At 72.4% G+C, this 13,022-nt stretch carries 15 protein-coding genes; 10 read left to right on the top strand and 5 right to left on the bottom strand.

All coding sequences use genetic code 11. From position 1 onward, the window contains the following. Window positions 1-17: 17 nt before the first annotated feature. Window positions 18-1,139 (top strand): glycine cleavage system aminomethyltransferase GcvT, encoded by a 1,122-nt coding sequence (gene gcvT, locus HNR76_RS13945; protein WP_162312003.1) that lies wholly within the window; start codon window positions 18-20, stop codon window positions 1,137-1,139. A 35-nt stretch (window positions 1,140-1,174) separates the two neighbouring features. On the opposite strand, the gene HNR76_RS13940 is transcribed toward gcvT, so the two are convergent. The 5 genes from HNR76_RS13940 to HNR76_RS13920 all read right to left on the bottom strand — a co-directional run bounded on the left by HNR76_RS13940 (window position 1,175) and on the right by HNR76_RS13920 (window position 5,506). Beyond that, window positions 1,175-1,813, bottom strand: a complete 639-nt coding sequence (locus tag HNR76_RS13940; protein ID WP_162312004.1) for a ChuX/HutX family heme-like substrate-binding protein — start codon at window positions 1,811-1,813, stop codon at window positions 1,175-1,177. Between the two features lie 43 nt (window positions 1,814-1,856). Further along, the gene (locus HNR76_RS13935) at window positions 1,857-2,543 is read right to left on the bottom strand and encodes a class II aldolase/adducin family protein (RefSeq protein ID WP_162312005.1); all 687 of its coding nucleotides are present in this window, start codon (window positions 2,541-2,543) and stop codon (window positions 1,857-1,859) included. Next, the gene (locus tag HNR76_RS13930; RefSeq protein ID WP_162312006.1) at window positions 2,540-3,397 is read right to left on the bottom strand and encodes a VOC family protein; all 858 of its coding nucleotides are present in this window, start codon (window positions 3,395-3,397) and stop codon (window positions 2,540-2,542) included. The genes HNR76_RS13935 and HNR76_RS13930 overlap by 4 nt, the downstream gene beginning before the upstream one ends. Beyond that, window positions 3,394-4,284 (bottom strand): VOC family protein, encoded by an 891-nt coding sequence (locus tag HNR76_RS13925; protein WP_162312007.1) that lies wholly within the window; start codon window positions 4,282-4,284, stop codon window positions 3,394-3,396. The genes HNR76_RS13930 and HNR76_RS13925 overlap by 4 nt, the downstream gene beginning before the upstream one ends. 67 nt (window positions 4,285-4,351) lie before the next feature. After that, window positions 4,352-5,506, bottom strand: coding sequence for an amidohydrolase (locus HNR76_RS13920; protein ID WP_162312008.1), 1,155 nt, complete (start codon window positions 5,504-5,506; stop codon window positions 4,352-4,354). A gap of 243 nt (window positions 5,507-5,749) precedes the next feature. On the opposite strand from HNR76_RS13920, the gene HNR76_RS13915 reads away from it, so the two are divergent. From HNR76_RS13915 to HNR76_RS13875, 9 genes are all read left to right on the top strand, one after another. Continuing rightward, window positions 5,750-7,243 (top strand): 2-hydroxymuconic semialdehyde dehydrogenase, encoded by a 1,494-nt coding sequence (locus tag HNR76_RS13915; RefSeq protein WP_162312009.1) that lies wholly within the window; start codon window positions 5,750-5,752, stop codon window positions 7,241-7,243. Further along, the gene (locus HNR76_RS13910) at window positions 7,224-8,039 is read left to right on the top strand and encodes a 2-keto-4-pentenoate hydratase (RefSeq protein ID WP_162312010.1); all 816 of its coding nucleotides are present in this window, start codon (window positions 7,224-7,226) and stop codon (window positions 8,037-8,039) included. The genes HNR76_RS13915 and HNR76_RS13910 overlap by 20 nt, the downstream gene beginning before the upstream one ends. A 5-nt stretch (window positions 8,040-8,044) precedes the next feature. Beyond that, window positions 8,045-8,986 (top strand): acetaldehyde dehydrogenase (acetylating), encoded by a 942-nt coding sequence (locus HNR76_RS13905; RefSeq protein ID WP_162312011.1) that lies wholly within the window; start codon window positions 8,045-8,047, stop codon window positions 8,984-8,986. Next, window positions 8,986-10,038 carry a 4-hydroxy-2-oxovalerate aldolase gene (gene dmpG / locus HNR76_RS13900; RefSeq protein WP_162312012.1) on the top strand — a complete coding sequence of 351 codons (1,053 nt, stop codon included), beginning with the start codon at window positions 8,986-8,988 and terminating at the stop codon, window positions 10,036-10,038. The genes HNR76_RS13905 and dmpG overlap by 1 nt, the downstream gene beginning before the upstream one ends. After that, window positions 10,035-10,802, top strand: coding sequence for a 2-keto-4-pentenoate hydratase (locus HNR76_RS13895; protein WP_162312013.1), 768 nt, complete (start codon window positions 10,035-10,037; stop codon window positions 10,800-10,802). The genes dmpG and HNR76_RS13895 overlap by 4 nt, the downstream gene beginning before the upstream one ends. A gap of 2 nt (window positions 10,803-10,804) precedes the next feature. Next, on the top strand, window positions 10,805-11,002 hold the full coding sequence (locus HNR76_RS13890; RefSeq protein ID WP_162312014.1) for a tautomerase family protein: 198 nt from the start codon (window positions 10,805-10,807) through the stop codon (window positions 11,000-11,002). Window positions 11,003-11,060: 58 nt separating this feature from the next. After that, window positions 11,061-12,353: an MFS transporter gene (locus HNR76_RS13885; protein WP_162312015.1), complete on the top strand. Its 1,293-nt coding sequence runs from the start codon at window positions 11,061-11,063 to the stop codon at window positions 12,351-12,353. Then, the gene (locus HNR76_RS13880) at window positions 12,350-12,910 is read left to right on the top strand and encodes a cytochrome b (protein ID WP_162312016.1); all 561 of its coding nucleotides are present in this window, start codon (window positions 12,350-12,352) and stop codon (window positions 12,908-12,910) included. Before HNR76_RS13885 ends, HNR76_RS13880 begins: the two co-directional genes overlap by 4 nt. Before the next feature lie 17 nt (window positions 12,911-12,927). Beyond that, the coding region (locus HNR76_RS13875) for a serine dehydratase beta chain (protein ID WP_183982109.1) at window positions 12,928-13,022 on the top strand (95 nt) is incomplete at its 3' end.

Genomic DNA, 13,022 nt, shown 5'->3' with positions numbered 1-13,022 from the left:
ATTCCCGGAGAACCGCCGTGAGCGACCCCTCCCTCCGACGCACGCCCCTGTACGACCTGCACCTGGAACGGGGCGCGCGCATGGTGTCCTTTGCCGGCTACGAAATGCCGGTCCACTATCCCGCCGGCGTGCTCAAGGAGCACCTGCACACCCGCAGCGCCGCCGGCCTGTTCGATGTCTCCCACATGGGCCAGATCCTCCTGCACGGGCCCGATGCCGCCCGCGCGCTGGAGACGCTCGTGCCGGCGGACATCGTCGGCCTGGCACCGGGCCGGCAGCGCTACGGGCTGTTCACCGGCGACGATGGCGGCATCCTCGACGACCTGATGGTGGCCAACACCGGCCGGTCCCTGCTGCTGGTGGTCAACGCCGCCCGCAAGCACGCCGACCTGGCCCACCTGAGGCAGCGTATCGGTGACCGCTGCAGGATCGAGCCGCTGTTCCAGGAGCGCGCCCTGCTGGCGCTGCAGGGGCCGTCCGCGGCCACCGTGCTGGCACGGCTGGCACCGTCGCTGGCGACGATGGCCTTCATGCAGTGGACCCGGGCCGATCTGCTTGGCAACCCGTGCCAGGTCAGCCGCTCCGGCTATACCGGCGAGGACGGCTACGAGATATCGGTCCCGGCGGCGGCTGCCGGGCCCCTGGCCCGTGCCCTGCTGACGCAGCCGGAGGTCCGGCCGGTGGGCCTGGGCGCGCGCGATTCGCTGCGCCTGGAAGCCGGCCTGTGCCTGTACGGCCACGACATGGACGCCCGCACCACGGCGATCGAGGCCGGGCTGGGCTGGGCGATCTCGCGCAGCCGTCGCATCGGCGGTGCGCGTCCCGGCGGCTATCCGGGTGCCGCCCGCCTCCAGGCGCAGCAGGACGAGGGCGTGGCCCGCAGGCGCGTCGGCTTCCTCGTCGAGGACCGGATGCCGGTGCGCGAGGGTGCCGGGCTGGTGGATGCGGACGGACAGGCGGTCGGGCGCATCAGCAGCGGCGGCTTCGCGCCCACCCTGGGCGCGCCGGTGGCGATGGGCTACCTGGACGCGGCCCTGGCCAAGGTCGATGCGCCGGTGCAGGCCCTGGTGCGTGGCCGGCCAGTACCGCTGCGCGTGGCCCGTACCCCGTTCGTGCCGCACCGCTACCACCGGGACTGAGACGGCGCCGGCCTTGGACGCCGGCGCCGCCACGCTCAGTCGCGGCTGCAGATCCGCGGCTGGGTCTTGAGCAGCTCGCGGGTCTTCTCGAAGCCGGCCACCGCGCGCGGGTCGAAGTCCTTCACGCCCTCGGACACGTACAGGCCCACGATCAGGTGCCCGTCCTTGCCGTAGAAGGACAGGATGCGGGTGAACTTGCCCGGGTCGGTGGTCGGCAGTTGCAGCGCCCAGATCTGGTCCACCTCCTGCGGGGTGATGTGGCCGTGCACGCCGGCACCGTCGTCGGCGTACATGTCGTACCAGATCTGCGAGGAGCTGGCCTGGGTCTGCGGCACGGTGCCGGGGAAGTTCCAGGCGTGCATGCCGCCGGAGGTGAACACCAGGCCGATCCGGGTGTCCTTGCCCCATGCGTCGATGGACTTCCACACCTGCTCGAAGAACAAGCGGTTGGAGCGGATGCCGTAGGCCTGGTCGGCCGCCAGCGCGCTGACCACGGTGGCTTCCGGGATGCGGAACAGGCGGCCCACCGGCGGCGGCGGCGCGCCCGGGCGCACCTTGGCGTAGTAGTGCTGCACCACCTTGGCGTCGTCGGCCGAGGCACAGGTGTCGGAGGCGCTGGCGTGGCCGGCCAGGCCCAGGGTCGCCAGCAGCGACAGGGTCAACAGCTTCTTCATTTCGGTTCCCGTGGAAGGAGTGGAGGGAAATTCAGGTCCAGCCTCAGCCGCTGGTCTCCGGATCGCCCGCGGTGAGGTAGTCCCACATGCGTTCGAGCAGGCGCCCGTTCCAGGTGGCGCGTACCGCCGATTGCTCGTCGGTGAAACAGGTCGGCAGGGTGTGCGGGCCGGCGGCCAGGCAGTCCAGTTCCACCCGCGCGGCGTCCTCCAGGTACCAGGCCAGGACCACCGCCGCCTGCAGCGATTCGCCCGCGGTCACCGCGCCGTTGCCGCGCATCACGATGGCGCGCGCCTGGCCCAATTGCTCGGCCAGTTGCCGCGCCTGCGGGTCCGAGCGCAGCAGCAGCGGCTCGTCCCACAACGGCGGGCGCGGGTGGAAGTACGCGCCGAAGCCGTGCCGCGCCACCGGGGTCAGGCCGAGCACGCTCAGGCTCATGGTCTTGGGCGCCTGCACGCGGGCCACGCCGCCCACGTCGGGCCGGCGGCGGTAGATCTCGCGGTGGATGCGCACTTCCGGCAGCACGCCCTCGGGCAGCGGGCCGTCCAGCGGCACCACGCTGCACGCCTGGCCCGGCTGCACCAGGCCCAGCGGGCGCGAGGGGGCGACCAGGAAGGAAGCCGCGTCGATCCGCGCGCTGCAATGCCCGTAGGCGTGCACCAGCCCGGCCCGGCCCAGCGCGCGCGCGGCCACCCGCACGGTGCGGGCCAGCGCCTCCAGGTCCGTGCTCACGCCTTGAATTCCTTGATGTCCGGCGTGGCGCCCCACTCGCAGAAGCCGCGCGGGGCGGCCTCGAACTGGCGGTTGCGCCAGGCGGCCTCGTCGTCGATCTCGCACACGCCCGAGGAATACTCGTAGACCATGCCGTCGGGCCCTTCGAAGTACAGGAAGCGCGCCGAGGAAGTGGGGTGCTTGCCCGGCCCGAACACCACCGGCACGTTGCGCTCGCGGATGAAGTTGTACGCGCGCTGGATGTCGTCGGTGCTGGCCATCTGGTGGTTGACGTGCTGGATGCCCTTGCGGTCGGTCGGGAACAGGGCCAGCGTGTGGTGCACCTTGCCGATGCGCAGCAGCGGCGCCTCGCCGATGTGGTCGCTCACCCGGGCGTTGCACACCCGGGTCCAGAACGCCTCGTCGCGCGCGGCGTCGGTGGTGCACAGGCCGATGTGGCTGAAGCCGGTGATGCCGGCGTCGCGGGTGCCGTGGAAGCGCCTGCCGCTCATCTGCGGCCGCCACACCAGCTCGATGCGGTTGCCGGTGGGGTCGTGGAAGGCGATGAAGTCGCGCACCTTGCGCTGCTCGCACTCGGCGCGGGTGCCGGCGTGCACCGGGTGGCCGATGCGCTCCAGCTCGGCCGCCGCCGCGTCCAGCTCGGCGCGGCTGGCCACCTCGAACGCGGCCACGTGGTCGGCCGGGTCGCCGTCGAAGTAGCACAGGGTGTGCTCGCGCGCGTCGGAGCGGAAGTACACCGCCTGGCCGCTGCGCTCGGCCACCTCCAGGCCGAGGATCTGGGTGGCGTAGCGGGTGGCGCCCTCCAGGTCGCGGGTGCCCAGGCGCACGTAGGTGATGTCGCGCAGCTCGATCATGCGCCCACCTCGCGCAGGTGCGGGCGGCCGCGCACGGGCGCCTGCGCGCCGTACTCGGCGATGCGGCATTCGCTGCCCCAGGTGCAGTACGAGGCCGCGTCCGGGGCGAACTGGCGCGGGCGCTCGCCCTCGGCCGGCACCCGGCCTTCGGCGACGAAGCCGAAGTACGTCGCATCCGGGCCGTCGAAAGCAAGGAAGGCCTGGCCGGAGGTCGGGCGGCGGCCCGGGCCGTGCGCCGGCGCCTGCCCGGCGTCGCGCAGGCGGTACCAGGCCTGCATCATCTGGTCCAGGCAATCGAGCTGGAATTCCACCGCCAGCACGCCGGTGGCGGGGGACGGGTGCAGCGACAGGCGGTGGTGGGCCGCGTCCAGCGCCAGGTAGGCCGCGTCGCCCACCCAGTCGCTCACGCGCAGGCCCAGGGCGTCGACCAGCACCGCCTCGTCCTCGGCCACCCGGGTCGAGCGCAGGGCCACGTCGGCCAGCCCCTGCTGCCCGATCTCGCGGCTGGGGAAGAAGCGCCAGCCCTGGTCCAGCGGCCGCGCCACCAGTTCCACCTCCACCCCGCCGGGCAGGGTGAAGGCCAGCAGCGCCTTGGCCAGGCGGCGCGCGGCCAGGGCATCGTCGCGGCGCGCGGCGATGCCGTGCGCGGCCAGGCGCTCGGCGGCCAGGTCCAGCGCCTGCTCGTCGCGCACCTGCAGGCCCACGGCCTGGGTGCGCGAGGCGGAAAAGGCCAGGCAGTAGGCGCGGCCGTCGCCGCGCAACAGCCACTGCCCGTCCTCGCGGGAGACGACGCGCAGGCCCAGGCGGTCCTCGGCGAAGCGGGCGGCGGCTTCCGGGTCGCGGCTGCCGAGGTGGACGTAGCGCAGTTGTTCGATCAGCTTGCTCATGAAGGGCCTCTTCGATCGGTGGGCTCGTGGGGCCTCGGTGCTGCCGCGCGCCGCAGGGCGCCGGGCCTCACCCCAGCCGGCGCTGCACGATGCGGGCGAACACGCTGGCGGCCACCGGCAGCAGGTGGTCGTCGAAGCGGAAGGTCGGGTGGTGGCACATGGCGCTGTCCATGCCCAGGAACAGGTAGGCGCCCGGCCACTGCTCCAGCATGTAGGAGAAGTCGTCGGAGAACGGATAGGCGCGGCGGTCGGTCTCCACGTTCTCCGCGCCCAGCACGTCGCCCAGCGCCTGCGCGGCCAGGGCGGCCTGCTCGGGCGCGTTGACGCACGGCGGGCACGAATGCGGGATCTGCAGGTCGATCGTGCAGCCGGAGATCCGCGCGTGGCCCTCGCACAGCGCGTGCAGGCGGCCGAGCATCTCCTCGTGCACGTCCTTGGACAGCGCGCGGATGGTGCCGCTGAGCGAGGCGGTGGAGGGGATGATGTTGTGGGTGGTGCCGGCCTGCAGCTTGCCGACGTTGATCAGCGCCGCCTCCATCGGGTCGATGTGGCGTCCGACGATCGCACCGATGTCCACCGCCAGGCGCGCGGCCACCTGCAGCGGGTCGGTGGCCTTGTGCGGGGCGGCGGCGTGGCCGCCCACGCCCTCGATCCCGATCTCGAACACCGCCAGCGACTGCAGGGTGGCGCCGGTGCGCACGCTGGCCCGGCCGGTGCCGAGCAGCGGCATGTTGTGGAAGGCGTAGACCTCGTCGCAGGGCCAGCGCTCGAACAGGCCGTCCTCGACCATCTTGATCGCGCCGCGCCCGCCTTCCTCGGCCGGCTGGAAGATCAGCACCACCCGGCCGCTGGCCGGCGGATGCGCGACCAGGTACTCGGCCGTGCCCAGCAGCGCCGAGGTGTGGCCGTCGTGGCCGCAGGTATGGGCCACGCCCGGACGCTGCGAGCGGTACGGCAGGTCGTTGTGCTCGTCCATCGGCAGCGCGTCCATGTCCGCGCGCAGGCCGATGGACAGGCCCGGCTTGCCGCTGTCGATCACCGCCACCACGCCGGTGCCGCCCAGCCCGGCGTGCACTTCCAGGCCCAGCCCGCCCAGCACCTGCGCCACCAGCGCCGCGGTGCGCTCCTCCTCGAAGCCCAGCTCGGGCCAGGCATGGATGCGGTGCCGCCATTCGGTCATGCGGGGGGCGAGGGCGAGCAGGGGGGCGGGGACGACGGCCATGGGGGAACGCAGCTCCGGTTCGGGGAAGGACTTGACAGCATCGATCAGACCAGAGGCGCCTGGCATTGTCAAACATAATTTCGATATTTACGCGACAACGGGCGCGAAATGGTGCATGATCCGGCTCGTTGAATTGACGAATTTCGACTTTTTACCTTAGATTCCTCGCGGACAGCCGCCTACGGCATCGCGCCGTCCCCCGGGAATTTCGTAAATCCGAACGGACTCCACTACGGCCAGCCCATGAACAATCCCGCAGCGCAACTCCAGGAAGCCCCGCTCCCCGTCCTGACCCACTACATCGGTGGCCGGCCGGTCGCATCCAGCCGGCCGACGTTTGCCAACGTCGATCCCGCCACCGGGCAGGTGGTCGGCCACGTCCACGAGGCCGACGCCGGCATCGTGGACCAGGCGGTGAACGCCGCGCGCGCCGCGCTGCGCGGGCCCTGGGGCGCGTTCACCGACGCCCAGCGCGCGGACATCCTGCGCCGGCTGGCCGACGGCATCCGCGCCCGCTTCGACGAGTTCCTGGCCGCCGAGATCCGCGATACCGGCAAGCCGGCCGGCCTGGCCAGCCACCTGGACATCCCGCGCGGCGCGGCCAACTTCGACCTGTTCGCCGACCAGATCTCCAACTCGGCCACCGAGGCGTTCCGCTCGCCCACCTCCGACGGCGGCGTGGCCCTGAACTACGGCCTGCGCACCCCGCGCGGGGTGATCGCGGTGATCTGCCCGTGGAACCTGCCGCTGCTGCTGATGACCTGGAAGGTGGCGCCGGCCCTGGCCTTCGGCAACACCGTGGTGGTCAAGCCCTCGGAGGAGACGCCCAGCACCACCACCCTGCTGGCCGAGGTGATGAACGCGGCCGGGGTGCCGCCGGGCGTGTTCAACGTGGTCCACGGCTTCGGCCCGGACAGCGCCGGCCAGTACCTGGCCGAGCACCCCGGGGTGAACGCCATCACCTTCACCGGCGAGACCCGCACCGGCACGGCGATCATGAAGGCCGCCGCAGCGGGCGTGCGCCCGGTGTCCTTCGAGCTGGGCGGCAAGAACGCGGCGGTGGTGTTCGCCGACTGCGACCTGGACGCGGCGGTGGCCGGCATCGCCCGCGCCGCCTTCCTCAACGCCGGCCAGGTGTGCCTGGGCACCGAGCGCATCTACGTGGAACGGCCGGTTTTCGACGCGTTCGTGCAGCGGCTCAAGACCGCCGCCGAGGCGCTGCGCCCGGGCGACCCGAACGCCGAGGGCACCGACTTCGGCCCGCTGATCAGCCGCGAGCACCGCGACAAGGTGCTGGGCTACTACGCCCGCGCCCGCGCCGACGGCGCCACCGTGGTCACCGGCGGCGACGTGCCGGAGCTGCCGGCGCCGCTGTCCGGCGGCTGGTGGGTGCAGCCGACCATCTGGACCGGGCTGCCGGCCGATTCGACGGTGCTGAGCGAGGAGATCTTCGGCCCGTGCTGCCACATCGCCCCGTTCGACCGCGAGGACGAGGCGGTGGCCGCCGCCAACGACAGCCCCTACGGCCTGGCCACCTCCATCTGGACCCGCGACCTGGCCCGCGCCCACCGCGTGGCCGCGGCCATCGAGGTCGGCATCGCCTGGGTCAACAGTTGGTTCCTGCGCGACCTGCGCACCGCCTTCGGCGGCGCCAAGCAGTCGGGCATCGGCCGCGAGGGCGGCGTCCACGGGCTGGAGTTCTACACGGAGCTGCGCAATGTCTGCATCAAGCTTTGACGTACTGGCCGCGTCCGGCCCGGTCCGCGAGGCCGCGCGCCTGCTGGGGCAGGCCGCGCGCACGGCAACCGCCTGCGACCCGGTCAAGCCGCTGATCGAAACCGACGGCATCGACGCCGCCTACACGGTCCAGCACCTGCTCACCGAGGAGGCGCTGGCCGGCGGCCGCCGCCTGGTCGGGCGCAAGGTCGGCCTGACCTCGGTGGCGGTGCAGAAGCAACTGGGCGTGGACCAGCCCGACTACGGCATGCTGTTCGACGACATGGCCTACGGCGACGGCGAGGAAATGCCGCTGTCGCGCCTGATCCAGCCCAAGGTCGAGGCCGAGATCGCCTTCGTGCTCGAGCGCGACCTGGACGCGGAGCGGCCGACCCTGGCCCACGTGCTCAATGCCATCGGCTACGCGCTGCCGGCCATCGAGATCGTCGACAGCCGCGTGCGCGACTGGAAGATCAGCATCCTCGACACCATCGCCGACAACGCCTCCTCCGGCCTGTACGTGCTCGGCGGCAGCCCGAGGAAGGTCGACGCGTTCGACCTGCGCCTGTGCGGCATGAGCCTGGAGAAGGCCGGCGAGCCGGTCTCGCTGGGCTGCGGCGCGGCCTGCCTGGGCAACCCGCTCAACGCGGTGGTGTGGCTGGCCCGCACCGCCGCGCGCACCGGCCGCCCGCTGCGCGCGGGCGACACGGTCCTGTCCGGCGCGCTCGGCCCGATGGCCGCGGTGCGGCCGGGCGACGTCTTCGAGGCACGCATCTCCGGCCTGGGCCGGGTCGCGGCCGTCTTCTCCGGGGAGTGACAGACATGGGCAAGTGCAAGGTCGCCGTGATCGGCTCGGGCAACATCGGCACCGACCTGATGATCAAGCTGCTGCGCCACGGCCGCCACCTGGAGATGGCGGCGATGGTCGGCGTGGATCCGGAATCGGACGGGCTGGCGCGCGCGCGCCGGCTCGGCGTGGCCACCACCCACGAGGGCATCGACGGACTGCGGGCGATGCCCGGGTACGCCGACATCGAGATCGTGTTCGACGCCACGTCCGCCGGCGCGCACGCGAAGCACGCCGAGCTGCTGAAGGCCGACGGCAAGCGCGCCATCGACCTGACCCCCGCCGCGATCGGCCCGTACACGGTGCCGGCGGTGAACCTGGACGAGCACCTGCACGCGGCCAACGTGAACATGGTCACCTGCGGCGGCCAGGCCACCATCCCCATCGTGGCCGCGGTGGCGCGCGCGGCGCCGGTGCGCTACGCCGAGATCGTGGCCTCCATCGCCAGCAAGTCGGCCGGCCCGGGCACGCGCGCCAACATCGACGAGTTCACCGAGACCACCTCGCGCGCGATCGAGTCGGTCGGCGGCGCCGCCCGCGGCAAGGCGATCATCGTGCTCAACCCGGCCGAGCCGCCGCTGATCATGCGCGACACGGTCTACTGCCTGACCCAGGGCGGCGACCCGGACGCCATCCGCGCCTCGATCCAGGCCATGGTCGCCACCGTGGCCGGCTACGTGCCCGGCTACCGGCTCAAGCAGGACGTGCAGTTCGAGGCGCTGGACGCGGCCGCCTGCGCGGCGATCCTGCGCCAGCACGGCGCCGCGCCGGGGCTGAAGGTCTCGGTGTTCCTCGAGGTCGAGGGCGCCGGCCACTACCTGCCGGCCTACGCCGGCAACCTCGACATCATGACCTCGGCGGCGCTGGCCGCGGCCGAGCGCATGGCCGAACTGTCGCTGCAGAAGGAGGTGGCGTGATGGCCGCCATCGATCCGAAGACCGACCGTCTGTACATCCAGGACGTGACCCTGCGCGACGGCATGCACGCCATCCGCCACCAGTACGGGCTGGACCACGTGCGCGCCATCGCTTCGGCGCTGGACCGCGCCGGCGTGGCCGCCATCGAGGTCGCCCACGGCGACGGCCTGGCCGGTTCCAGCTTCAACTACGGCTTCGGCCGCCACAGCGACCTGGAGTGGATCGAGGCGGTGGCCGAGAGCGTGCAGCAGGCCCGGCTGACCACCCTGCTGCTGCCGGGCATCGGCACCGTGCACGAACTGCGCGCGGCGGTGACCGTGGGCGTGCGCTCGGTGCGCGTGGCCACCCACTGCACCGAGGCCGACGTGGCCAGGCAGCACATCGAGGAAGCCCGGCGGCTGGACATCGACGTGGCCGGCTTCCTGATGATGAGCCACATGATCGCCCCGGCCGAGCTGGCCGAGCAGGCCAGGAAGATGGAGGACTACGGCGCGTACTGCGTGTACGTGACCGACTCCGGCGGCGCCCTGACCATGGACGGCGCGCGCGAGCGCGTGCGCGCCCTGCGCGACGCGCTGAAGCCGGAAACGCAGATCGGCATCCATGCCCACCACAACCTGTCGCTGGGCGTGGCCAACTCCATCGTCGCGGTGGAGAACGGCGTCGCCCGCGTGGACGCCTCGCTGGCCGGCATGGGCGCCGGCGCCGGCAACGCCCCGCTGGAGGTGTTCGTCGCCGCGGCGCAGCGCATGGGCTGGAACCACGGCTGCGACGTGTTCGCGCTGATGGACGCGGCCGAGGACCTGGTGCGGCCGCTGCAGGACCGCCCGGTCCGCGTCGACCGCGAGACCCTGAGCCTGGGCTACGCCGGCGTGTACTCCAGCTTCCTGCGCCACGCCGAGAAGGCCGCGGCCGACTACGGCCTGGACGCGCGCTCGATCCTGATCGAGCTGGGGCGGCGGCGCATGGTCGGCGGCCAGGAGGACATGATCGTCGACGTCGCGCTGGACCTGCTGGCGCGCAAGCGCGACACCAAGGAGGCCGCCGCATGAATACCGTGGACCTGAACGCCCTGGCGCAGCGCCTGGACGCCGCCGCCCACGGCGCCACCGCCACCCCGCAACTGGAGCAGGCGATCAGCCTGGAGCAGGCCTACGCCATCCAGAAGCTGAGCATCGAGCGGCGCCTGGCCCGCGGCGAGCGCCGCATCGGCATCAAGATGGGCTTCACCAGCCGCGCCAAGATGGTGCAGATGGGCGTCTCCGACATGATCTGGGGCCGGCTGACCTCGGCCATGCTGGTCGAGGACGGCGCCGCCATCCGCCTGCGCGACTACGTGCATCCGCGGGTGGAGCCGGAAGTGGCGTTCCTGATCGCACGGCCGCTGGCCGGCCGGGTCACCGCGCCGCAGGCGCTGGCCGCGGTCGAGGCGGTGGCGCCGGCGCTGGAGATCATCGACTCGCGCTACCGCGACTTCCGCTTCTCGCTGACCGACGTGGTCGCCGACAACAGCTCCTCGTCCGGCTTCGTGGTCGGCCCCTGGCGCAGCCCGGCCACCGACCTGGACAACCTGGGCCTGGTGATGAGCTTCGACGGCCGGCCGCAGGCGTTCGGGTCCACCGCCGCGATCCTGGGCCATCCGCTGCGCTCGCTGGTGGCCGCCGCGCGGGTGGTCGCCGAGGCCGGCGAGCGCCTGGAGCCGGGCGACATCGTCCTGGCCGGCGGCGCCACCGCCGCCAGCGCGCTCATCGCCGGCACCCACGTGTCGCTGGAGGCCGAGGCGCTGGGCCGCTGCGGCTTCCACGTCGAGGAATAGCCATGCCGATCGTGCACGCCCACATCCTGGCCGGCCGCAGCCCCGAGCAGAAACAGGCCTTCGCCCGCGCGGTCACCGAGGCGGCCACCGCCCACCTGGGGGTGCCGGCCTCGGCGGTGCGCGTGCTGGTCCACGAGATCCCGCCGGCGCAGTGGTTCACCGCCGGCGAGCCCAAATCGCCCCCCGCGTCCACCGGCTGATACGCACCTCCCCCACGTCGTGCCGTCCGCGCCCTCGTCCGCAGCACCGGAGACCCGCATGTCCGCAGCATCCGAACACGTCCATATAGACAAGGCGGCGATGCGCCGCGCGGTCGCCTCCTCGGTGATCGGCAACGCCTTCGAGTGGTTCGACTTCCTGATCTACGGCTTCTTCACCGGGCTGATCGCCAAGGCGTTCTTCCCCGCCGACGACGTGTTCGTGGCCACCCTCCTGGCCACGGCCACCTTCGCCATCTCCTACCTGGTGCGCCCGTTCGGCGGCGTGCTGCTGGGCCTGTACGCCGACCGGGTGGGGCGCAAGCCGGCCTTGACCCTGATGATCCTGATGATGGGCGTGTCCACGCTGCTGATCGGCGCCACCCCGCCGTACGTGGCCATCGGCATCGCCGCGCCGATCCTGATCGTCCTGGCCCGGGTGCTGCAGGGCCTGTCGGTGGGCGGCGAGTTCGCCAGCGCCACCGCCATGCTGGTGGAGTACGCGCCGCCGGGGAGGAAGATGCTGTTCGGCAGCCTGCAGATGTGCTCGCAGGCGCTGGCGATCTCGGTGGCGGCGCTGTTCGGCTTCGGCCTGAGCGCGCTGCTGGCGCCATCGGACCTGGAAAGCTGGGGCTGGCGCATCCCGTTCCTGCTCGGCGTGCTGATCGCGCCGGTGGGCTTCTACATCCGCCGCAAGGTGCAGGAGTCGCCCTCGTTCGTGAAGGCCAGGCAGGGCGAGCAGCTCACCTTCAAGCAACTGCTGACCCGCCACTACGGCGCGCTGGTGGCCGGGCTGGGCGTGTGCGTGGTGGGCACGGTGTCCAACTACCTGTGGTTCATCTACATGCCGCTGTTCGTGGTGCAGCAGTTGGGCCTGCCGTTCTCCGACGCGCTGCTGGGCTCGTTCATCTGCGGCGCGATCCTGTTCTTGCTGTGCCCGGCGGCCGGCTGGCTGGCCGACCGCTTCGGCGCGCGCCGGGTGCTGTGCACCGGCGCGGTCGTGTTCGGGCTGATGTCCTACCCGCTGTTCGCCTGGGTGGTGGCCGCGCCGGACCTGCCGCGCCTGCTCACCGCGCAGATCAGCATCGCCATCGTCATCAGCCTGATCTGGGGGCCGACCCCGGGAATGATGGCCGGGCTGTTCCCCACCGGCGTGCGCTCCACCGGCATGGCCATCTCCTACAACTTCGGCGTGCTGCTGTTCGGCGGGCTGGCGCCGCTGACCATGACCTCGCTGGTCGGCCTGACCGGCAGCAAGCTGGTGCCGGCGTACTACATCATGTTCTGCGCGGCGCTGGCGCTGGCGCTGATCGCGTTCGGGACCACCCGCCGCCCGGTGGCCGGAACGCCATGAGCCACGCCGTGGCCGCCGCCGCTCCCGCGCGCTGGGCCCTGCCGGTGCAACTGCTGCACTGGCTGGGCGTGCTGCTGTTGCTGTCGGTGGCGACGCTCGGCCTGCTGATGGTGGACATGCCGCGCGGCAGCGAGCTGCGCAAGCTGTGCTACGGGCTGCACAAGTCGCTGGGCATCGCCGTGCTGGGCGTGGCCCTGCTGCGCCTGCTGGCGCGCGCGCTCGTCCGCGCGCCGGCCGCGCTGCCCGGGCCGGCCTGGCAGTTGCGCGTGGCGCGCCTGGCGCATGGGCTGATGTACGCCCTGCTGCTGGCGGTGCCGCTGTCGGGCTGGCTGCTCAACTCGGTCGCCGGCCAGCCGCTGCCCTGGTTCGGCCTGGTCGACCTGCCGCCGCTGGCGGACAGGAACCCGGCCTGGCGCAAGCCGGCGGACACCGCGCACCTGTGGCTGTTCTGGACCCTGGCGGCCCTGGTCGCCGTGCACGTGCTCGCCGCGCTGCACCACCACTGGATCGCGCGCGACGCGACCCTGCGGCGGATGCTGCCGGGCCGGCGCGGCTGAGCGGCGGAGGCAGACTCATGGCCGTCAGCACGTTCGACCTGTTCAAGATTGGCATCGGGCCCAGTTCCTCGCATACCGTCGGGCCGATGCGCGCGGCCGCGCGCTTCGTCCA

Source organism: Pseudoxanthomonas broegbernensis (assembly GCF_014202435.1).
GTDB classification, from domain to species: Bacteria; Pseudomonadota; Gammaproteobacteria; order Xanthomonadales; family Xanthomonadaceae; genus Pseudoxanthomonas; species Pseudoxanthomonas broegbernensis.
The sequence above is the reverse complement of the archived record's forward strand: the minus strand, read 5'-3'. Positions and strand labels throughout refer to the sequence as shown.

Excerpts from the sequence above, each read along its gene's own strand:
- HNR76_RS13915 (WP_162312009.1), top strand. The coding sequence starts at position 5,750 with ATGAACAATCCCGCAGCGCAACTCCAGGAAGCCCCGCTCCCCGTCCTG.
- HNR76_RS13880 (WP_162312016.1), top strand. The coding sequence starts at position 12,350 with ATGAGCCACGCCGTGGCCGCCGCCGCTCCCGCGCGCTGGGCCCTGCCG.
- HNR76_RS13910 (WP_162312010.1), top strand. The coding sequence starts at position 7,224 with ATGTCTGCATCAAGCTTTGACGTACTGGCCGCGTCCGGCCCGGTCCGC.
- HNR76_RS13940 (WP_162312004.1), bottom strand. The coding sequence starts at position 1,813 with ATGAAGAAGCTGTTGACCCTGTCGCTGCTGGCGACCCTGGGCCTGGCC.
- HNR76_RS13905 (WP_162312011.1), top strand. The coding sequence starts at position 8,045 with ATGGGCAAGTGCAAGGTCGCCGTGATCGGCTCGGGCAACATCGGCACC.
- dmpG (WP_162312012.1), top strand. The coding sequence starts at position 8,986 with ATGGCCGCCATCGATCCGAAGACCGACCGTCTGTACATCCAGGACGTG.
- HNR76_RS13930 (WP_162312006.1), bottom strand. The coding sequence starts at position 3,397 with ATGATCGAGCTGCGCGACATCACCTACGTGCGCCTGGGCACCCGCGAC.
- HNR76_RS13895 (WP_162312013.1), top strand. The coding sequence starts at position 10,035 with ATGAATACCGTGGACCTGAACGCCCTGGCGCAGCGCCTGGACGCCGCC.
- HNR76_RS13885 (WP_162312015.1), top strand. The coding sequence starts at position 11,061 with ATGTCCGCAGCATCCGAACACGTCCATATAGACAAGGCGGCGATGCGC.
- HNR76_RS13890 (WP_162312014.1), top strand. The coding sequence starts at position 10,805 with ATGCCGATCGTGCACGCCCACATCCTGGCCGGCCGCAGCCCCGAGCAG.
- HNR76_RS13920 (WP_162312008.1), bottom strand. The coding sequence starts at position 5,506 with ATGGCCGTCGTCCCCGCCCCCCTGCTCGCCCTCGCCCCCCGCATGACC.
- HNR76_RS13925 (WP_162312007.1), bottom strand. The coding sequence starts at position 4,284 with ATGAGCAAGCTGATCGAACAACTGCGCTACGTCCACCTCGGCAGCCGC.